19 protein-coding genes are annotated in these 20206 nt (G+C 71.0%); 8 read left to right on the top strand and 11 right to left on the bottom strand.

The features are described from left to right. Window positions 1-7: 7 nt before the first annotated feature. Window positions 8-1147 carry a Fic family protein gene (locus ACTWPV_RS09970; protein WP_443151509.1) on the bottom strand — a complete coding sequence of 380 codons (1140 nt, stop codon included), beginning with the start codon at window positions 1145-1147 and terminating at the stop codon, window positions 8-10. 110 nt (window positions 1148-1257) lie between these two features. On the opposite strand from ACTWPV_RS09970, the gene ACTWPV_RS09975 reads away from it, so the two are divergent. Together ACTWPV_RS09975 and ACTWPV_RS09980 are read left to right on the top strand one after the other, a co-directional pair. After that, on the top strand, window positions 1258-1866 hold the full coding sequence (locus ACTWPV_RS09975; RefSeq protein ID WP_347643035.1) for a TetR/AcrR family transcriptional regulator: 609 nt from the start codon (window positions 1258-1260) through the stop codon (window positions 1864-1866). A 13-nt stretch (window positions 1867-1879) separates the two neighbouring features. Further along, window positions 1880-3292 (top strand): MFS transporter, encoded by a 1413-nt coding sequence (locus ACTWPV_RS09980; protein WP_347643034.1) that lies wholly within the window; start codon window positions 1880-1882, stop codon window positions 3290-3292. A 6-nt stretch (window positions 3293-3298) separates the two neighbouring features. Here ACTWPV_RS09980 and ACTWPV_RS09985 read toward each other — a convergent pair whose 3' ends face one another. Further along, window positions 3299-4531: a cytochrome P450 gene (locus ACTWPV_RS09985; protein ID WP_443151510.1), complete on the bottom strand. Its 1233-nt coding sequence runs from the start codon at window positions 4529-4531 to the stop codon at window positions 3299-3301. A 155-nt stretch (window positions 4532-4686) separates the two neighbouring features. Here ACTWPV_RS09985 and ACTWPV_RS09990 point away from each other — a divergent pair, with 155 nt between their 5' ends. Beyond that, entirely contained in the window at window positions 4687-6066 is a 1380-nt protein-coding gene (locus tag ACTWPV_RS09990) for an FG-GAP and VCBS repeat-containing protein (protein ID WP_443151511.1), read from the top strand. 83 nt (window positions 6067-6149) lie between these two features. On the opposite strand, the gene ACTWPV_RS09995 is transcribed toward ACTWPV_RS09990, so the two are convergent. The 3 genes from ACTWPV_RS09995 to ACTWPV_RS10005 all read right to left on the bottom strand — a co-directional run bounded on the left by ACTWPV_RS09995 (window position 6150) and on the right by ACTWPV_RS10005 (window position 9219). Further along, window positions 6150-7703: an alkaline phosphatase D family protein gene (locus tag ACTWPV_RS09995; RefSeq protein WP_443151512.1), complete on the bottom strand. Its 1554-nt coding sequence runs from the start codon at window positions 7701-7703 to the stop codon at window positions 6150-6152. Between the two features lie 110 nt (window positions 7704-7813). Continuing rightward, window positions 7814-8392 carry an HAD family hydrolase gene (locus ACTWPV_RS10000; protein ID WP_443151513.1) on the bottom strand — a complete coding sequence of 193 codons (579 nt, stop codon included), beginning with the start codon at window positions 8390-8392 and terminating at the stop codon, window positions 7814-7816. Further along, window positions 8389-9219: a hypothetical protein gene (locus tag ACTWPV_RS10005; RefSeq protein ID WP_443151514.1), complete on the bottom strand. Its 831-nt coding sequence runs from the start codon at window positions 9217-9219 to the stop codon at window positions 8389-8391. Before ACTWPV_RS10005 ends, ACTWPV_RS10000 begins: the two co-directional genes overlap by 4 nt. Window positions 9220-9389: 170 nt before the next feature. On the opposite strand from ACTWPV_RS10005, the gene arfB reads away from it, so the two are divergent. Then, the gene (arfB, locus tag ACTWPV_RS10010) at window positions 9390-9797 is read left to right on the top strand and encodes an alternative ribosome rescue aminoacyl-tRNA hydrolase ArfB (RefSeq protein WP_443151515.1); all 408 of its coding nucleotides are present in this window, start codon (window positions 9390-9392) and stop codon (window positions 9795-9797) included. Window positions 9798-9818: 21 nt separating this feature from the next. Here the strand turns inward: arfB and ACTWPV_RS10015 are convergent, their stop codons facing one another. The 3 genes from ACTWPV_RS10015 to ACTWPV_RS10025 form a co-directional block, all read right to left on the bottom strand. Further along, entirely contained in the window at window positions 9819-10358 is a 540-nt protein-coding gene (locus tag ACTWPV_RS10015) for an NADPH-dependent FMN reductase (protein ID WP_347643029.1), read from the bottom strand. A gap of 105 nt (window positions 10359-10463) precedes the next feature. Further along, a complete protein-coding gene (locus tag ACTWPV_RS10020) occupies window positions 10464-12428 on the bottom strand; it encodes an ABC1 kinase family protein (protein ID WP_443151516.1) in 1965 nt (654 codons plus the stop codon). A 57-nt stretch (window positions 12429-12485) separates the two neighbouring features. After that, window positions 12486-13415, bottom strand: coding sequence for an acyl-ACP desaturase (locus ACTWPV_RS10025; RefSeq protein WP_443151517.1), 930 nt, complete (start codon window positions 13413-13415; stop codon window positions 12486-12488). Between the two features lie 77 nt (window positions 13416-13492). Between ACTWPV_RS10025 and ACTWPV_RS10030 the strand changes: the two genes are divergently transcribed. Then, window positions 13493-13942, top strand: coding sequence for an NUDIX hydrolase (locus ACTWPV_RS10030; protein ID WP_347643026.1), 450 nt, complete (start codon window positions 13493-13495; stop codon window positions 13940-13942). Between the two features lie 3 nt (window positions 13943-13945). Here the strand turns inward: ACTWPV_RS10030 and ACTWPV_RS10035 are convergent, their stop codons facing one another. The 3 genes from ACTWPV_RS10035 to ACTWPV_RS10045 form a co-directional block, all read right to left on the bottom strand. After that, window positions 13946-14368 carry a hypothetical protein gene (locus ACTWPV_RS10035; protein ID WP_443151518.1) on the bottom strand — a complete coding sequence of 141 codons (423 nt, stop codon included), beginning with the start codon at window positions 14366-14368 and terminating at the stop codon, window positions 13946-13948. Between the two features lie 125 nt (window positions 14369-14493). Further along, on the bottom strand, window positions 14494-15117 hold the full coding sequence (locus tag ACTWPV_RS10040) for a hypothetical protein (protein WP_443151519.1): 624 nt from the start codon (window positions 15115-15117) through the stop codon (window positions 14494-14496). Between the two features lie 43 nt (window positions 15118-15160). Then, window positions 15161-15940, bottom strand: coding sequence for an HAD-IIA family hydrolase (locus ACTWPV_RS10045; protein WP_347643023.1), 780 nt, complete (start codon window positions 15938-15940; stop codon window positions 15161-15163). A gap of 110 nt (window positions 15941-16050) precedes the next feature. On the opposite strand from ACTWPV_RS10045, the gene ACTWPV_RS10050 reads away from it, so the two are divergent. The 3 genes from ACTWPV_RS10050 (at window position 16051) to ACTWPV_RS10060 (ending at window position 20200) form a co-directional block, all read left to right on the top strand. Continuing rightward, entirely contained in the window at window positions 16051-17247 is a 1197-nt protein-coding gene (locus ACTWPV_RS10050; protein WP_443151520.1) for a M20 metallopeptidase family protein, read from the top strand. A gap of 1 nt (window position 17248) precedes the next feature. Next, on the top strand, window positions 17249-18217 hold the full coding sequence (locus tag ACTWPV_RS10055) for a zinc-dependent alcohol dehydrogenase family protein (protein WP_443151521.1): 969 nt from the start codon (window positions 17249-17251) through the stop codon (window positions 18215-18217). A gap of 162 nt (window positions 18218-18379) precedes the next feature. Further along, entirely contained in the window at window positions 18380-20200 is a 1821-nt protein-coding gene (locus ACTWPV_RS10060) for an ABC transporter substrate-binding protein (RefSeq protein ID WP_443151522.1), read from the top strand. Window positions 20201-20206: the final 6 nt, after the last annotated feature.

Raw genomic sequence — 20206 nt, forward strand, 5'->3', positions numbered from 1 at the left:
GCCGGCCCTAGCCGGCGTCCTCGCGATAGGGGTCGCGCAGCGGGGCGGCGCGCCCGGCGAAGTCGGCCTTGATCTCGGCCATCCGAGGGCCGGCCTCGTAATAGCGGCCCTTCGTCTCTCCGTAGGGCCGCAGCCAGCCCTTGGCCGCCAGGTCGCGCAGGTCACGGGCGGCCTGGCCCTGGCTCAGGTCCTCGTCGGCCTGATAGCGGCTGCGGCGCAGGCGCCTGCTCACGAACGCTTCGTACAACGCCGAGACGCACCGCGTGTTGAGCCCGTCGGCGTCGACCCGCTCCTCCAGCAGGGTCCAGATCTCACCCGCCTCGGCGAGCCGGCGCCGGACGCGCTGCGCCTGCATGTGATGCGCCTTCAGGCAGAACCGCACCCAGGGAAGGGTGTCACCGTGCGGGCTCCATCGGCGCCCGCCGACGGCGCCGAGCACGTCGTAGTATTCGACCGTGGTGCGCTGCTCCCCCAGCCATTCCTCGATGGAGGCGAACTCGGTAGTGGTGATCCGGTCTCTGCCCAGCACCAGGGTCTGCAGGGCACGAGACATGCGGCCGTTGCCGTCGCACCACGGATGAATGTTCACCAGGTTGAGGTGGGCCATCGCGGCCCGCACGTAGCTGGGGGCCGCGAGGTCGCCCTCGTTGAGCCACGTCACGAGCTCGCCGAGGAGCCCCGGCACGACTTCGACGTCCGGTCCCTCGTAGACGACCTCGCCGGATCGCCCATTGCGGATGAAGATGCTTCCCGGCCTGACGACGCCGGGGGTCTTGTGCCGGTGGTGGCCGATCATCATGAAGTTGAGCGCGTTGAGCACTCCCGCGTCGTAGCGGAACGCCGGCGCGCGCGACAGCAGCGTGATGTAGGTCAGCGCCTGCTGGTAGCCGGCGATCTCCTTGGCGACCGAGGCGGAGGTTTCCAGCGGCTCTTCCCCCGCCATGATCGACTGGATGTCCTCCACCCCCGCCCGGTAGCCCTCGATGGAGTTGGAGCCCTGGATCGCCCGTGCCTGGAGCTGCCTGCGGAGCTGGCCGTCCCATCGGTGGGTCTCGGCCAGGCGGAAGCGCAGATCCTGCCGCATGTCCTCGATCTCGGCGAGCACCGCCTTGTCGGCGGGGTCGAGGACCGGTGTGCCGTACAGCATGAGGCCATGGAAGCATAGCCGAATCTTCCAAGCAAATGAATGAATGATTCGATTAAATATGTCCGGTATGTTCCGCAGGCGAGATCGCCCGTACGCCGTACCATGGGCATATGCCCCGCATCTCCGCGGCCACCATCGGCGAGCACCGCGCCCAGACGCGCGACCGCATCCTCCAGGCGGTCTCGCGGCTGTCCAGGGAGCAGGGCATCGACGCCATCTCCATGACCGACGTGGCCGGCGAGGCCGGCATCACGCGCACCGTGCTCTACAACTACTTTCCCGACAAGACCGCGCTCCTGCTGGCGTTCACCGAGCGGGTGACCCGCTACTTCATCGACAGCTACGAGCGGGAGCTGCCCGCCGACGCCTCACCCGCCGACCGGTTGCGCGCGTTCGTCCGCCTCCAGCTGGCCGGGCTGCTCGCGCATCCGCATCCGGGGGCCGCCGACCTCAGCGCGGCCCTCGGCCCCGACGCCTACCAGCGGCTGGCCGAGCACGTCGCGCCCATGCAGCGCGTCCTCGTCGAGATCCTCGACAGCGGCCAGGCGTCCGGGGACTTCCAGGTGATCGACGTGCCCGCCACGGCGCGGATGGTGCTCGCGGTCATCGGCGCGGAACGGGTGCCGCTGATCAGCGGCGACGTGACGGTGGAGGCGGCCGCCGAGCTGGTTTCGGCGTTCGTCCTGCGAGCCCTCGGAAGCGAGACCGGGCGGCGGTGACAGGATTGGGCCCATGACCTCCGGGCCCAACGAGCTGCATGCCGGCGACCATGTCGAGCTCAGGTCGGCGCGCGGCCGCTGGATCCTGTTCGCGACGGTGCTGGGCTCGGGCCTGGCCCTGCTCGACAGCACGGTCGTGAACGTCGCGCTCCCCTACCTCGGCAGGGAGCTCGACGCGGGCATGGCGGGGCTGCAGTGGACGATCAACGCCTACACGCTCACCCTCGCCGGGCTGATCCTGCTCGGCGGCTCGCTCGGTGACCGCTACGGCCGGCGCACGATCTTCGTCATCGGCGTCGTGTGGTTCGCCGTGGCCTCCGCGCTGTGCGGGCTGTCGCCGAGCATCGAGTTCCTGATCGGGGCCAGGGCGCTGCAGGGCATCGGCGGCGCGCTGCTCACGCCCGGCTCGCTGGCGATCATCCAGGCGTCGTTCGTCCGGCACGACCGGCCACGCGCCGTGGGCACGTGGTCGGGGCTCGGCGGGGTGGCCAGCGCCATCGGGCCGCTGCTCGGCGGTTGGCTGGTGCAGACCGCCGGGTGGCGGTGGGCGTTCCTGATCAACCTGCCGTTCGCGGCGCTCATCGTCTTCGTCGCCCTGCGGCACGTGCCCGAGAGCAGGGACGAGCAGGCCGCGGGGCGCTTCGACGTGCTGGGCTCGGTCCTCGCGGCGCTGGCGCTGGCCGGGATCACCTACGGGCTGATCCAGGAGGGCGCGCCGGCGCCGCTGCTCGCCGGCCTGCTGCTGGGGGCCGCGTTCGTGGCGATCGAGGTGCGCAGGTCGCCGGACGCGCTGGTGCCCGTCGACATCTTCCGCGACCGCGTCTTCACGGCCGTCAACGTGGTCACCCTGATCATGTACGCGGCCATGGGCGTGGTGTTCTTCCTGCTCGTGGTGCAACTCCAGGTCGTCTCCGGCTTCTCCCCCATCGCCGCCGGGCTCGCGATGTTGCCCACGACGATCCTGATGATGCTGCTGTCGGGCCGGGCCGGTGAGCTGGCCAAACGCATCGGGCCGCGCTGGCCGATGACGGGCGGGATCCTGCTGGCGGGCGCCGGTTTCCTGTGGATGAGCACCATCGGCTTCGGTGCGTCCTACCCGCTCCAGGTGCTGCCCGCGGTGTTCGTCTTCGGGCTGGGGCTGTCGGGCGCGGTCGCGCCGCTCACCGCGACCGTGCTGGCCACGGTCGAGGACCGCCACGCGGGCACGGCCAGCGGCGTCAACAACGCGGTGGCCCGCACCGGCAGCCTGTTCGCGGTGGCCGCGGTGCCGCCGGTGGTCGGCCTGGTCGGCGACGCGTTCGAGAACCCGCCGGTGTTCGACGCGGGCTTCAGGATGGCGATGCTGATCAGCGCCGGCATGATGGTGGTGGCGGCGCTGATCACGTTCTTCACCATCAGGTCGAACGTCCTCGTGTCCGACGACTAGCGACGGCTAGAGGGCGAACGCCTGGCTGCGCACGCTGTTGTCGAAGTTCGACAGGAGCAGCTCGGGCTCGCCGACCGAGCGGATGCCGGGCAGCCTGGTCAGCAGCTCGCGGAACATCGTCCGCAGCTCCTGCCTGGCCAGGTTGGCGCCGAGGCAGAAGTGCGGCCCTGGCCCGCCGAAGCCGACATGCGGCTTGGTGTCGCGGGTGATGTCGAACGTGTCGGGGTCGGCGAAGACCGACTCGTCGCGGTTGGCCGAGCCGTAGAAGAGCACGACCTTGTCGCCCTTCTTCAGCTCCAGGCCGCGCAGCGTGCAGTCCTCGGTGACCGTGCGCCGGAACTGCATGATCGGCGACACGTAGCGGACCATCTCCTCGACGGCGCCGTTGATGTGCGTGTCGAAGTCGCTCATCAGCAGCTCGCGCTGCGCCGGGTTGTCGGTGAGCAGCTTGATGCCGTGGGCCATCGTGTTGCGGGCCGTCTCGTTGCCCGCGACCAGGAGCAGCGCGAAGAACGAGCCGAGCTCCTTGTCGGTCAGCTTCTCCCCGTCGGGGTTGGCGTTGACCAGGAGGGAGACCAGGTCGCCCTGGGGGTTGGCGACCCGCTCGTGGCCGAGCTTGATGACCATGCGCTGCAGGGCGAGCAGGGCCAGCATGTTCTGGCCGGCCATCTGGACGCTGCGGGCCAGGCTGGGCCGCACGCCGGTGTAGGCGGTGGAGATGTCGACGTGCTGGTGCACCTTGGCCCGCAACTCGTGCGGGATGTCGAGCATGTCGCAGATGACGTGGATGGGCAGCCGGGCGGCGACCTGCGAGACGAAGTCGCGCGGACCGTCCTTGACGACGTCGTCGACGATGCGGGCGCAGGCCGCCTCGATGTCGCTCTGCAGGCCGGCCAGCATCTTCGGGCTGAACGAGCGGGTGACGATCCTGCGCAGGCGGGCGTGGCGCGGATCGTCCATGTTGACCATCGACTCCCCGAACACCTGCTTCACCCAGCCGGGCGGCTCCGGATTGGTGACGGCGGGCTCGCTGGAGAACACCTTGGCGTTACGGCTCGCCTCGACCACGTCCGCGTGGCGTACGAGGGCGTAGAAGCCCTTGCCCGAGCGGAGGAGCGGGACCTTCTTCTCCGGGAAGAACACCGGGAGCTCCAGCTGGCGGAGCCGGGCGAACGCCTCATTGCGCTCTTTGGGCGGCTTGCGCCAGAAATCCAGATCAGCGAGGTCGATGTCGTCCACCCGACTATCCTGGCACGGTCCCGCGCCGGCCCCGACACGGGAAACCCCGCGCCCACAGGGCTCGTCGCGGTCGGCGGGCGATGTGCATCCTGCCCTCCTGTCCCGTTCTCGTGGTGTTAAAGCGCGGTTCGACCTGTCTGGTCATTACTTCCGGTATGAACGCTGTGCTCGCCGCCTGCCTGGTTCTTCCTCTCGTCACGGGTACGGCCCACGCCACCGCCCGGCCGTGCGGCGGTCAGCCGCTCGACTTCGACGCCGACGGGCGGCCCGACCTCGCCGTGGCCGCACCCTACGACGCCTCCAGAGCCGGTTCCGTGACCGTGCTGTACGGCTCGGGCAGGACGGCCGAGCTCGTCCAGGACGACGCCGAGCCGGGTGACGCGTTCGGCTCCGCGCTGGCTGTCGGCGACTTCGACGGCGACCGGTGCGCGGACCTGGCCGTGGGCGTGTCGGAGGAGTTCACCGGCGAGCGGGTGCCCGGCGGCGACGGGAACGGGGTCGTGCAGATCTACGACGGCTCCCCCGAAGGGCTGGTCGCGGGCCGGCGGCTGGCGCCCGCCACGCCGTCCAGCGACCGGTTCGGCGCGGCCCTGGCGGCGGGCGACCTCGACGGCGACGGCCGGGACGAGCTCGCCGTCGGCTCGCCCAGCCACCGGTCTGGCGGGGCCGTAACGGTGTATGGGATGAAGGGGCGCAAACCGTACCAGATCACGCAGAAGACGCGGTGGGTACGGCAGGCGGCGCGCGTCACCGACCAGTGGGGCGCGGCGCTGGCCACCGGCGACTTCGACGGCGACGGCAAGGACGAGTTGGCCGTGGGAGCGCCCGCCGACACCGTGGACAAGGACGGGCAGGGCTCGGCCACCGTCATCGACGTACGCGCCAGGCGGACCCGGCTGCTCACGCAGAGCACGCCCGGCATCCACGGCGTCGCGGAGAAGTGGGACGGGTTCGGGGCCTCGCTGGCCACCGGCGACTTCAACGGCGACGGCAAGGACGACCTCGCCATCGGCGTGCCCGGCGAAGGGCTCAGCGCGAACCAGCGGGCCATGGACTACGGCGACGGCACCGTGGACGTGTTGTACGGCTCGCGCCGCGGGCTGCGTACCGACCGGACCGAGGCGTGGTCGCAGAACACGCTCGACGGCAAGCCCCGCTACCACGACCGGTTCGGCGCCTCGCTGGCCGCCGGGGACTTCAACGGCGACGGCAGCGACGACCTGGCCGTCGGCGTGCCCGGGGAGCGGGCCGTCCAGGTGCTGGCGGGACGTGCGGCGGGCGGGCTCACCCGGAAGGGGAACCTGCTCGTCAAGGGGAAAGGGCGAGACTTCGGCGCCTCGGTGACCGCGCTGCCGGGGTGGGGGGACGGCTACCGGCCGCTGACCCGGCGGCGCCAGGTGCACGCGCTCGTGGTGGCCGCACCCGGCCAGGGCCTCGTCATGTACGCGCCCGGGTCGCGCGGGGCGGGCCTGCGGCTGGGCAAGGTGCGCCCGCTCAGCGAGGGCTCCGGCCTGTACGGCTACGCCTTCGGCTGACAGCGCCGGGTGCGGCGCTCCTGCGGGCGGGCTCAGCGCCCCCAAGGCGGGGCCTACACGACGGCGTGGGGTCGTGTCGGCGGTCAGCCGGGAGGGGCGGCGGCCTGGGCGGCGGCAGCGGCGTCGGGGGCGGCCGGGAGGGTGAGGCGGTGGGAGGTCCGCGCGCGGGCACCTCTGCGTGAGATGTAGTCCAATGTTCGGAACTCAACGGACATCTCATCACGGGTCAGTCGAGCCATCACGTACCCGCGCCTCTGGTCGATGTATGAAATATGGGGGTTCTCCTGGAGGGCCTCCGCGATCCACGTGCGATCCCGGTACCCGTCCCCGTCGCTCGCGATCGACGACGCCACCAGTTCCCTGGCCACCACCGGCGAGTCGGGGTCGTCGAAGTCCGTCTTGAGGTCGGCCAGGTGGTGCATGTGCGCGTCCCCCGTCAGCACCACCGGGTTGGAGGTGCGGGCCAGCGACTGCAGCAGCCGCGTGCGCTCGGCCGCGTAGCCGTCCCACGAGTCCAGGTTCACCTCGCGTCCCGGGCCGGCCTTGTGGTCGCGCTGCGCCATCATGATCTGCTGCCCGAGCAGGTTCCACCGGGTGGTGGACCCGTGCAGCCCGCTCTCCAGCCAGCGCCACTGGCCGGGCCCGAGGAGCGTGCGGCCGTCCGCCAGGCGCGCGTCGCACCCGGCCCGCACCCCGTCCTCGCACGCCTGGTCGTCGCGGAACTGCCGGGTGTCCAGCAGGTGGAAGCAAGCCAGCCTGCCCCACGAGACCCGCCGGTTCACCCGCAGCACCGCTCCCTGGAGGCTGTCGCGGCGCAACGGCATGTTCTCGTAGTACGCCCTGAACGCCTCACGCCGGCGCGTGGCGAAGTCCCGTGCCCCCGAGCTGGAGACCGGGCCGGCCCAGTTGTTCTCCACCTCGTGGTCGTCGAAGGCCACCAGCCACGGCGCCGCCGCGTGCGCGGCCTGCAGGTCCCGGTCGCTCTTGTACTGTGCGTGCCGCAGCCGGTAGTCGGCGAGCGTGCGGCACTTGCCCGGCGTGTGGGTGCGCACGCGGCCCGCCGGCGCGGTGTAGCCGCCGGGGCCGTACTCGTACATGTAGTCGCCGAGGAAGACGACCAGGTCCGGCTCCTCCTGCGCCAGGCGGCGGTAGGCGGTGTAGTAGCCGTGCTCGTAGTGGGCGCACGCGGCGACCGCGAACGTGAGCGGCCTCTCCCCTTCGGGCGTGGTCCTGGTGCGGCCGGCCGGTGAGAGCCGGCCCTCGCTCCTGAACCGGTAGAAGTAGTCGCGCCCCGGCTCCATCCCCTCCAACTGGACGTGGACGCTGTGGGCGTCGCGCGCTCTGGCGGTGGCGGTGCCGGATCTGACGATCGTGGCGAAACGTTCGTCGGCCGACACCTGCCAGGCGACGTCCACGTCGCGGGAGGGCATGCCGCCGCGCCCGTCACCGTTCAGCGGAGCGACGGCCAGCCTGGTCCACAGGACGAAGCCGTCGGTCGTCGGGTCGCCGGAGGCGACGCCCAGCGTGAACGGATCGGATCTGAGGGTTCTGGCCGGGGAGGCGAGGGCCGGCCGGCCGGCGGGCTGCGGGAGGAGGAGGCCGGCGGTCGCCGCTGTCAGGAAGGCTCTGCGGTCCACGCTCCAGGTATGTCCGCCCGTGCTGACCCGGCCGTGACCGCGGAGTCAAGGACGGATGAACAGCGCCAGTCGTCCCGTCCGCGCAGCGCCGCCCTCCCCCGGCGCCGCCCTCACCCCAGCGCCGCCCTCAGCGCGGCGGCGCCGGTGAAGTGCACGCCGGTCATGCCGGCCCGCTCGGCGCCCTGGACGTTCTCAGGCCGGTCGTCGATGAAGACGATCTCGGCGGGGTCGGCGCCGAGCTCGCGGGCCATCTCGTCGTAGATCTCCTTGTCGGGTTTGACCAGGCCCATCCTGCCGCTGTAGAAGCGCCGCCCGATCGCGGCGATCCAGGGCAGCTCGTCCAGGCCCTCGCTGACGCAGACGGGCGCGTTGGACAGCAGCGCCACGTCGCGGCCCGCCTCGATCAGCTCGCCCAGGACGGCGACCGTGCCCTCGTCGGGATGGGCCCAGCTCGCGATGTCCATGGCGACCAGCCGGGCGGCCTCGGAGTGGGTGACGGGCCTGCCGAGCACCGCCGACCAGTAGGTGAACGGCGTCATGCTCCCCCGGTCGAACGCGAGGCGGTGCTCCCGGTAGCCGCTCCCGAACACCTCGGGGTCGGCGCCCGCGGCCCGCGCCATGGCGTCGGCTTCGGACCCGGGCTGGGGCAGCGACAAGACACCGCCGTAGTCGAACACGATCCACGTCATGCGATGAATGGTCGCAGATGCGGGTCGAGCGCCGGGCAGCCAAGGTATTTCTCGGCCGTGTGGAAGTCGATCCAGTCGAGGTTGACCAGTTCTTCGGCGTCGACGCCGGTGAAGCTCTCCCGCAACGCGGGCGGGATGGCGGCGATGTCGTCCTTGTCGGCGATGTTCACCCAGCGGCCGACGTTCTCGGGCCGCTCGCCGCGGCCGTTGATGGGGGCGGGCAGGAGGCGTTCGAAGACGACGTGGCGCATGCCGAGCGGGCTGCCGAGGGTGACGAGCAGATCGATCTCGAGCTCGGGGTACGCCCAGAGCGTCTCGTACGCGACGACGCTGCCGAGCGAGTGCGCGATCACGACCCTGGGCCGGTTGCGCCGGATGACGTCGGCGACGACCTGCCGGCAGCTCTCCCGCCTGGCCTGGTCGGTGAGGTACGTCGCCACCTCGGGCACGAACAGCTTCGCGAACGCCGCCGACCTGCCGTCCAGCCTGTCGAGCAGCCATCCGGTGACCGATTTGAGCGCTCCTGTGATGTGCTCGCCGAGGCCCATGTTCCTGGCCCAGCCGGCGAGCACCTCCTGGGCCTGGATCTCCATCGCGGCGGCGGATTCCGGTGCGTCGTCGCCCCGGTCATCGGGCCCGCCGTCGTGCAGGTGGTGGGCGAAGTAGGCGATCTCGGCGAAGTAGGCCGCGGACTCCGCGTCCAGCGTCGCGTGCAGGTAGCGGTCCCACTTGCGGCGCATGGCCTCCGCCGCCCCGGCCGCGGACCGCCCGGCGTCCACGTAGTAGTTGTACTTGCCGATTCCGTGCACGCCGACGATGGCCGCCACAGCGCCTCCCCGCCCTTGATCGTTGTTGCGCGATATTGGCATACGCCCCTTGCATCCCGCCGTCAAGCCGGTGCTCCGCGCCGCATGAAAAGGGAAATGCCGTTGCGACAGGCATGGGTCGCCCGGATACGGTGACACTTCACTGTGGACGTCGAACAGGAGTTTCACGCATGCCCGGCCCGCTGGTCGTCAACGACGCGGTCGTCATCCCCGACGCCGAGCTCGTCTGGCGTTTCTCGCGCTCGTCAGGCCCGGGCGGCCAGGGTGTCAACACCACGGACAGCCGCGTGGAGCTGACCTTCGACCTGGCCGCGAGCACCGCGCTGCCGCCGGCGCTCAAGGAGCGGGCCCGCGGCCGGCTGGGCGCCGACACGATCACGGTCGCCGCCTCCGAATACCGCTCGCAGCTGCGCAACAGGGAGGCCGCGCGGCACCGCCTGGCCCAGCGCCTGCGCGAGGCCATCGCCCCGCCGCCCAAGCGCCGCCGCCCGACCAAGCCGAGCCGCGGCGCCGTCGAGCGGCGCATCACCGCCAAGAAGCACCGCTCCGACGTCAAACGCCTGCGCCGCGATCCTTAGGGGCGGCCCTCAGGGCGACCCTCAGGGCGACAACGAGAGCACGGGTTCCAGGATCCCGGCGGGGCAGAGTTGCCGGATCACCGCGCGCACCTGGTCCCGCAGGGCGGCCGGCCTGAGGCGTCCGTACTCGTCGAAATGGGGGCAGGCAGGAGAGATCACCAGCTCGGCGCCCATGACGACCGCCCCGGCGCTCTGGAGCCGCTTGTAGAGCTCCGCCTGGGCCCACATGGCGCCGCAGGCGCGGGCGCTGGCGCTCATGACGGCGACGTGCTTGCCGGACAGGCCGTCGCGGGCCGCCATCCAGTCCAGCGCGTACGCCAGCTCGGGCGGCAGCAGGCTGTGCTCGGGCGCGGTGAGCAGCACGGCGTCACCGGAGGCCACCAGGCGGGCCAGCGCGGCGGCCGGCGCGGGAACCGGACCTCGGGTGTACGGCGGGATCTCGCCCAGCCCGCGCCACTCCTCGAAGGCGATGCCGCGGGGCAGCTCGGCGCCCGCGGCGACGAGCAGCCGGTTGATAAAGGACCCCTTGTTGAGGCTGGCCGCAATCCCGATGATTTTCACCCTCTGCTCCCAAGGGGTTCCGATGTTACCGGGAAACTGCCCGATGCCTTGGATGTCCAAGACCATCCCTCGGTCAAGAGCCCCACAGGCTTTACCGGCGAGGGCTCACAGGCGCTCGTCCGAGGCGCGGGGACGGCGGAAGATCAGCGCGAGCACGCGCAGGACGAGGATGGCCGAGATCACCAGCAGGTTGTAGCCGATGAGCTGGAACAGCGACGTCGTGCCCAGCGCGGCGGGCCCGCCGTCGATGCCGAGGAGGATGACCGCCATGATCCCGGCCGTCGCGCCGAGTACCGTGAGCAGCACCTGGTGCAGCAGGCCGGTGAGGTAGGCGCGGTCGCGGTCGTCGGCGAGCAGGCGCACGTTCAGGCTGAACCTGCCGTGCTCGGCCGCGCTGGCGATGCGCTCCACACGGCGCGGCAGGCGGCGCAACATCGGCACCAGCGCGGCCAGCTCCTGGGCGACGGACTCCTTGATCGTCTCGGGGCTCACCTGCTCGGCGAGGTAGCGGCCGGCGAACGCGCGGGCCTCGCCGATGAGGTTGAAGCCGGGCGAGAGGCGGATGAGCGTGCCCTCCAGGGTGGCCAGGGCGCGGAAGACGGCGGCGACCTCCGGCGGGATCGACAGCCCGTACGCGGAGACGATCCTGAACAGGTCGGTGAACATCTGCGCGCTGTCCATGGCGCCGGCCAGGTGCCTGGCCATGAACTGGCCGAGCGCGCGTTCGAGCGCGGCCTCGTCGATGTCCTCGGGCCTCGGCACGACCTCCAGCAGCGCGTCGGTCACGCCCAGGGGATCCTGCCGGTTCATGGCCAGCAGGAAACGTTGCAGGGCCGAGCGCACGCCGGCGTCGAGCCGGCCGACCGAGCCGAAGTCGAGCAGGCCCAGCGTGCCGTCGTCGAGCAGCATGAGGTTGCCGGGATGCGGGTCGGCGTGGAAGACGCCTTCGACGAGGATCTGCCTGAGCAGGCAGTCGAGCAGGTCGCGGGCGAGCGCGGGGCCCTGCTCGCGGGTGGCCGCGGTGACCGGCCTGCCGGACAGGCGCCGCATGACGAGCACGCGTTCGGTGCACAGGGCGCTGATCGGGGCCGGGTAGGTGACGCTGCCGCCGCCTGAGGCGGTGACGGCGGCCATGTTGGCGGCCTCGACCCGGAAGTCCAGCTCCTCGCGGATGGCGGTGGCGAACCCCTCGCCCAGGTCGCGCAGGCCGAGCGAGCGGCCCCAGCGGGTCCTGGACTCCAGCGTGACGGCCAGCCGCCGGACGATGTCGAGGTCCTTGGCGACGACCACGCCGATGTCCGGCCGCTGCACCTTGACCACCACGCTCCGACCGTCGTGCAGCCGGGCGACGTGGACCTGCCCGATGGAGGCGGCGGCCAGCGGCGTGCGGTCGAACTCGGCGAACACCTCGTCGACCGGCCCGCCCAGCTCCGCGGCGAGCACCGGCTCGATCCGCTCCCACGGCGCGGGCGCCACCTGGTCCTGCAGCCGCCCCAGCTCCTCGACGAACTCCGCGGGCAGCAGGTCGCGCCGGGTCGACAGGACCTGGCCGAGCTTGACGAACGTGACCCCGCCGTCCTCGAGCGCCTCGCGCAGCGACCTGGCCAGCCGCATCTTGCCCGAGTGGTCCTCCAGTCGCTCGCCCCGGCCCCGCAGGTAGGGGCCGAGGCCGTGCCTGATGGCGATCCTGGTGATCTGCGAGTAGCGCCTGGCCCGGGAGACGCGGCCGCGCACGGAGCGGACGAGCTCCAGCGGGCCGGGCACCGAGCCGGGCGGCACCAGCGCCTCGGCCAGCACCAGGATCACCATCGGGATGAGCACCACGCACATGATGACGAGCAGCAGCAGCCCCAGCGCGCCCGGGCCGGGCACGGTCTCCGGGTCGGTCGGGCCGATGAGCCCGAGGATCGGCTCCAGCACCGGCTGCGCCAGCCCGAAGGCGACCAGGGCCGCCAGGAACGTGCGGACCATGCCGAACCTGACGTTCAGCAGCCGTTGCGCCGCCACGGCCAGCGCGATGACCGTCAGGAACGTGAAGAACCAGATGAGCAGCTGGGCGGGGAGATCCATGGGGCGCCATCATGCCACCGACGGGCGGCGCCGCGCGCCGGGGTCAGGTGCGGGAGGTCATGTGCGGGCGGCGGCGCGGGCGCGGCGCTCCTCCCGGCGTTCGACGAACCTGGCGGCGGTGGCGTCGGTCCTGGCCAGGAACGCCGACAACTCCTCGCGGGCCTGCTCGCCCTCGGCGTCCAGCCCGGTCTTGTCGAACACGGCCCACTGCTTCAGCACCGGCATGAGCACGTCGTCGAGGTGGAGGCGCAGGTCGTAGATGCCCTCGTGGGCGATGATCATGGCCTTGCGGGCGAAGCCGTCCATCCCGGTGCCCGGCATCTGGAACGTCGTGACGACGTCGGTGACCGCGCGCATGGTCTGGTTGGGGTCGAGCTCGAAGGCGGCCTTGAGCAGGTTGCGGTAGAAGAGCATGTGCAGGTTCTCGTCGGCGGCGATCCTGGCGAGCAGCCGCTCGCAGCCCTCGTCGCCGGAGGCCCTGCCGGTGTTGCGGTGCGAGATGCGGGTGGCCAGCTCCTGGAAGGAGACGTACGCGAGCTGCTGGAGCATGGTGCCGTACTCGGTGGCGAAGCCGTGCTCCATGTGGCGCATGCGGGCCCGCTCGAGGGCGACGGGGTCGACGGCGCGGGTCACGGTGAGGTAGTCGCGCAGCGCGGTGCCGTGGCGGTCCTCCTCGGCGGTCCACCGGTGCACCCAGGTGCCCCAGGCGCCGTCGCGGCCGAACGTGGTGGCGATCTCGTGGTGGTAGCTCGGCAGGTTGTCCTCGGTGAGGAGGTTGACGATGAGCGAGACGCGGGCCGCCTCGGGGATCTTGGAGTCGCCTTCCTGCCACGCCTCGCCCCCGTAGACGCCGTCGAAGTCGCGGCCTTCGCTCCACGGGATGTACTCGTGCGGGAACCACTCTTTGGCCATTTTCTCGTGGCGGTCGAGCTCCCCCGCCACCACGGGCTCGAGCTCGTGCAGCAGCTCCGTCTGCGTCATCGCCATAAAAGATCTTCTCCTTGGGGTTACGGTACCGTAGGTTAGGCTACCCGAAGGACATACCGGTCAAATAGGGTGGCCGTATGCGACCGAGTGTCCGGGGCGTCCTTCTCGACGGCGACGAGCGGCTGGTGCTCTTCAGGCGTACGGTGCCGGGCCGCGACGTCTACTGGTCGGTGCCGGGCGGCCACGTCGAGCCGGAGGACGGCTCGCTGGTCGACACGTTGCGCCGTGAACTGCTCGAGGAGCTCGGCGCCACGGTCTTCGGCGTGACGCCGCTGACCACCGTGTCGTACGCGTGGAAGGACGCGGTCAAGACACAGCACGTCTTCGGCTGCCGGCTGGCGTCGATGGACCCCGGGCTGCGGCACGGACCGGAGTTCGAGGATCCGTCGCGCGGAGTGTACGAGGTGGTGCGGGTGCCGCTGGACCGCGAGGAGATCACCACGCGTCACCTGGTGCCCGAGGCGGTGGCGGACTACCTGTCGTCCGCCATCACCCGGCTCCCCCGGCTCATCGGCCAGGACGCGTGACCGTCAGCCGTCCTCACGCCGCTTCAGCAGGCGGTCCAGCTTGATGCCGAGATCGGTCATCTCGGAGCGCAGGGAGTTGAACTCGTGCTCCAGCCCCGACCGGACGGCCGCGAACTCGTCGGCGACCATGCCCTCATCCGCCTCCGGGCCGGGCGGCCAGGAGTTCACCTCCCGCCGGATGGCCGCGATCTCGGTCTCGACGGCGGCGAACTGCTCGGCCATCTCGACCCGGCCGTCCGCGAGCGCGGACTTCACCGCCGCGACGTCGGCCCGCAGGCTCTTGGTCCGGTCGCCGATCTCGCGCAGGAACTCCTCCTGGCGGTCGGGCTCGCGGCGGCGCCCGATCGCCACGTCCCCGTGCCGGACGCCCGTCTCAAGCTCTTCGACACGGAGTTTCAGGTCGAGAATCTCCGCCCGCATGTCCACGCACGCCTACCTCTGCCATGACCGGATGGGACATCGGCCGCCGGCACCGGCGGGCGATTTCCGCCATCATATGGTCACGGCCTGTAGCCGTGTCCGGTGTTCGCCGTAACGGCTGCTCCCCCGCCTCAGCGCCGGTCCTCGATCTCCCAGAGGTGGTCGATGACGTGCCAGGCGATGCGGCGCAGCGCGTAGCGGGGCGGCCAGCCCGTCGTCTGGGGCGGCTCCCACGGGCGTGCCAGGACCTCCGCCAGTTCCTCGCGCATCGCCTCGCGGTCGCCGCGGGATCGGTAGGGCCGGTGCCGCACGCCGACCTTCCTGGCGAAGGCGCGCTCGGCGTTCTCCACGTGATCGACGATCTTCGTGAGGTCGCGCCCGCCGCCCCGCGGGCCCTTGCGCAGTTCCTCGGGCGAGGCGGCGGCGGTCTCGTCGAACAGGCCCCAGGCCGCCCGCAGCAGGGCGATGCCGCGCTCCGCCTCAGGAGCGGGCAGCGGCTCGAGGTCGAGGTCGGGCACCGCGTACGGGACCCCGAAGTCGGTCATGTCGCTGCCCGGCACGCGCCCTGCCACCACCAGGTCGCCCGGCGTGAACTCCAGCCCGGCCCGCGCGGCCACCACGCGGTAGCGGGGCGCGTATTCCAGCAGCCGTTCGAGCGCCGCCTCCTCGCCCTTGGCGATCCGGCACCAGCCGGGCCAGTCGAGCGAGCAGGCGAACACCTTCTTCGGGCCGGTCTCCAGGTAAACGCGGGTCATGACGGGTGAGCCTGCCAGGTGTACCTGTCAGGGAACGTCAGGTTCAGATGAGATCGATGAGGTCGGCCACCGAGTCGACCACCAGGGACGGGCGGTAGGGGAAGCGCTCGACCTGGTCGCGCGCGGTGACGCCGGTGAGAACGAGGATCGTGTAGAGCCCCGCCTCCATGCCGCACACGATGTCGGTGTCCATGCGGTCGCCGATCATCGCGGTGGTCTCGCTGTGGCCGCCGATGGCGTTGAGCGCGCTGCGCATCATGCGGGGATTGGGCTTGCCGACGAAGTAGGGGGCGACGCCCGTGGCCTTGGTGATCATGGCCGCCACGGCGCCGCAGGCCGGCAGGGAACCCTCGGTGGAGGGGCCGATCGCGTCGGGGTTGGTGGCGATGAAGCGCGCGCCGCCCTCGATGAGCCGGATGGCGCGGGTGATCTGGGTGAAGCTGTAGGTGCGGGTCTCGCCGAGCACGACGTAGTCGGGGTCGAGGTCGGTGAGCACATAGCCCACCTCGTGCAGCGCCGTCGTCAGGCCCGCCTCGCCGATCACGTACGCCGTGCCGCCCGCCCGCTGGTCGTCGAGGAACTCCGCGGTGGCCACGGCGGAGGTCCAGATGGACGCGGGGGGCACGTCGAGGCCCGCGGCGCTCAGCCGCACCGACAGGTCGCGCGCCGTGTAGATCGAGTTGTTGGTCAGCACCCGGAAGGGTGTGCCTGACTCGCTGAGCCGTTTGATGAATTCGTCCGCACCGGGGATCGGACGCCCCTCGTGGACGAGCACGCCGTCCATGTCGGACAACCAGAAGTCGATCCGCTTACGCTCGGTCACCGCCCCATCCTACCGATGGCGCCGCGCCGGCCTCCGGCCCCGCTCGGTGTGCGAACCGCCACCAGCGTGGCATCACTGGACGCGGCGGCACGGACATGAACAATGGCCTCATGTCGTTCACTGAATCCGCGCAGGACATGCGGGATGAAATCGTTCAGCTCAGGCACTCGCTGCACACCACTCCGGAGATCGGTCTCCAGCTCCCCCGCACCCAGGAGAAGGTGCTGGCCGCCCTGGACGGGCTCCCGTTGGAGATCAAGACGGGCACGGCGCTGAGCTCCGTGACCGCGGTCCTGAGGGGCGGGCGGCCGGGCCCCGCCGTGCTGCTGCGCGGCGACATGGACGCGCTGCCGGTGACGGAGAAGAACGACCTGCCGTACGTCTCCCGGCTGGCGGGGCAGATGCACGCGTGCGGGCACGATCTGCACACCGCGATGCTGGTGGGAGCGGCGCGGCTGCTGAGCGCGCGGCGCGACGAGCTGGCCGGGGACGTCGTCTTCATGTTCCAGCCGGGAGAGGAGGGCCACGACGGCGCCAAGCACATGATCGCCGAGGGCGTGCTCGACGCGGCCGGCTCCCGCCCGGTGGCGGCCTACGGCATGCACGTGGTCTCCTCGATGTTGCCGCTGGGGCTGTTCGCCTCGCGGCCTGGGCCGATCATGGCGGCGGCGGACACGTTCTCCGTGACGGTCAGGGGGCGGGGCGGCCACGGCTCCAGCCCGCACCGGTCCCTCGACCCGATCCAGGCGGGCTGCGAGATGGTCGCGGCGCTGCAGTCGATGGTGACCAGGACGTTCGACGTGTTCGACCCCGTGGTCGTGACGGTGGGCAGCTTCCACGGCGGGTCGAAGGACAACATCATCCCCGACGACGCGCGGTTCGACGCGACGGTGCGGACCTTCAGCAAGGAGAACAGGACGCTGGTCAAGCGGCGGCTGGTCGAGGTCGTGGAGGGCGTCGCGGCGGCCCACGGGCTGCGGGCCGAGGCGTCGTTCGGGATGGGCTACCCGGTGACGGTGAACGACGAGAGCGAGGCGGACTTCCTGGGCAGGACGGCCGACGAGCTGTTCGGGCCCGGCCGCTACTTCGTCTCGCCGCAGCCGGTGATGGGCTCGGAGGACTTCTCGTACGTGCTGGACTCCGTGCCCGGGGCGTTCGTCTTCCTGGGGGCGTGCCCGCCCGGCCGTGACCCGGCCACGGCCCTCTACAACCACTCGCCCGAGGCGGTCTTCGACGACTCGGTCCTGCCGGACGGGGCCGCGCTCTACGCCACCCTCGCCCACGAGCGCCTCGCCGGGGTCGGCTGACGTGCGCGCCTGGGTGGTGAACCGGCCGGGGCCGATGGCGTCGGGGCCGCTGGAACTCGTCGAGCGGGAGGTGCCCGAGCCGGGGCCCGGAGAGGTACTGGTGCGGGTGGAGGCGTGCGGCGTGTGCCGTACGGACCTGCATCTGGCGGAGGGCGACCTGGCGCCGCGGCGGCCCCGCACCACCCCGGGCCACCAGGCGGTCGGCCGGGTCGTCGGCACGGACCAGCGGGTCGGGGTGGCCTGGCTCCGCTCCACCTGCGGGAGGTGCCGTTACTGCGTCAGGGGGATGGAGAACCTCTGCCCCGACTCCGCCTACACCGGGTGGGACGCCGACGGCGGGTTCGCCGACTATCTCGTCGCGCCGTCCGCCTACGTCTATCCCCTGCCGGACGAGCCCCCCGCCGAGTGGCTGGCGCCGCTGCTGTGCGCGGGGATCATCGGCTACCGGGCGCTGGCCCGCGCCGACCTGCCGCAGGGCGGGCGGCTGGGCATCTACGGGTTCGGGGCCTCGGCCCATCTGGCCGCACAGGCCGCCATCGCGCAGGGGGCCACGGTGCACGCCGTCAGCAGGTCTCCCGCCTCCCGCGAGCTGGCGCTCGAGCTGGGAGCGGCCTCGGCGACGGGCGGCCCGCCGCCGGAGCCGCTGGACGCGGCCATCCTGTTCGCTCCGGTGGGCACGCTGGTGCCGCCGGCGCTGGAGGCGCTCGACCGGGGCGGGACGCTGGCGATCGCCGGGATCCACCTGACCGATGTGCCGCCGCTGAGCTACGAGCGCCACCTTTTCCAGGAGCGGACCGTGCGCAGCGTGACGGCCAACACCAGGGCCGACGGCCGGGCCTATCTGGAGCTCGCGCTGGCCCACCGGCCGCGGGTGACGACAGCCCCCTACCCCCTGGAGGAGGCCGCCAGGGCGCTGACGGATCTGGCGAACGACCAGGTCAACGGGGCTGCCGTCTTGGTAATGAACTGACGTTTTACTTGACGGCGCTTAGCTCCACTTCGCACACTGATGAAGGAAAGTTACATTAACCTCACAACCCCTGGAGATTATTGACGCCGGTCTGACGTGATCGTAGTGTCCGGTCAACTCCTGCAGATCCCTCAACAGGCTCGACATCCTCCGGAGCGGCAAATGAAGCGACTGGCAGCGGTAGTGGCGTTGCTGGGCCTTGCCACCGCGACTGCGGCATGCAGTGGTGGCACCCCCGACAAGTCAGGCGGCTCGGGCGGTGGTGGCGGCCTGTTCACCACGATCGACGTCAACAGGCCGGGCCTCGACGCGAGCGCGCCCGCCAACCCCTGGCACCCGAAGGGTAACTCCTACCTGGGTTACAACGCGATGAAACTGGGCTGGGTCAAGAACCACGTGACCGACCCCAACCAGTTCTACCCCGGCATCGCGGAGAAGTGGGAGGTCGCGGAGGACAACTCCTCGATCACCCTGCACCTCCAGCCGAACGCCAAGTGGTCCGACGGCAAGCCGGTCACGGCCGAGGACGTCAAGCTGTCCATCGGCATCGCCTACACGCAGGGCAGCACCGCGTTCGCGATCACGCCCGGCGCGGCCGGCGCGGCGGCCGAGGTGGAGGTCGTCGACGACAAGACGATCAAGATCACCCAGGACATGTCCAACCCGAGCTCGAAGTTCGCCCGCGGCGTCCTCGACAGCCTCGTCGTGCCCGCCCACGTGTGGAACAGCGTGCTGCCCGCCGACTTCTGGGACACCCTGAAGACCTCCAGGGGCACCGGCGACGCCGCCGAGAAGGCGCGCGAGGACATCCTCGCCGTCGGCCAGAAGGTGCTCGCCTTCAAGCCGCCGCAGGACGTCTCCGCCGGGCCGTTCACGCTGGAGCGGGTCAACCCCGGCGAGGCGCTGCTGCTGAAGAACAAGAACTTCTTCAACGCCGCCAACGTCGCTCCCGACCAGGTCAAGTTCCTCAACTACAGCGGCAACGAGCAGATCTGGAACTACCTGACCGCCGGCAAGCTCGACCAGTCCGGCTTCGTCGCCGCCCCGACCGACGTGATGAACCGCATCAAGCAGGCCCCCGGCTCCCACCTGATCAAGGGCTTCTCCCCGGTGGCCGTCGGCATGGCGTTCAACCAGTCGAAGAAGCCGTACGACAACGTGCACGTGCGCCGCGGCCTGGCCTACCTGATCGACCGCCAGCAGGTCACCAAGGTCGCCTCGCCCGAGGGCGGCACGGCGGCCGTGACGACGACCGGCATCCACCAGAAGCCGGCCCAGGAGTGGATCGGCGACGAGCTGCCGAAGCTGGAGCCGTACGCGCACGACGTGGCCAAGGCCGAGACGGAGTTCAAGGAAGCCGGCCTGCAGAAGAAGAACGGCAAGTGGACGCTGGCCGACGGGTCGCCGTGGAAGGTGACCATGCACGCGCCCTCCGGCTTCTCCGACTGGATCTCCGCGCAGGAGAACATCAAGAGCCAGCTCATCGAGAACGGCGTGGATGCCGAGGTCGTCACCGTCGCCGACTACCCGATCTACCTCGAGGAGATCGCGGCCGGCAAGTACGACGTCGGCTTCTGGCTGATGGCGCTCGGCCCGGCGCCGTACGACATCTACCAGCGCCTCTACGGCGCCTCCAACGGCTGGACCAACGTCGCGGGCAAGGTCAAGCACAGCGCCCCCGGCAAGGGCGGCAACTGGATGGGCAGCGCCGAGGAGATCGACGTCGAAGGCGTCGGCAAGATCAACCCGGGTGAGCTGACCGGCAAGCTCAACGCGGCCTCCGCGGAAGAGGCCAAGCCGATCATGACGCAGCTCGCCAAGGCCGCCAACCAGGACCTTCCCGCGATCCAGCTCTGGGACTACGTGAACACGCAGTTCACCAACACCAGCCGCTTCACCGGCTGGCCCGAGCAGGACAGCGACCTGCTGCGCCTGCCGGCCGGGGTCTGGATCCAGCTCGGCCTGGTCAAGAAGAAGCAGTAGAGAAAG

Source organism: Nonomuraea sp. KM88 (assembly GCF_052245635.1).
Taxonomy (GTDB): domain Bacteria; phylum Actinomycetota; class Actinomycetes; order Streptosporangiales; family Streptosporangiaceae; genus Nonomuraea.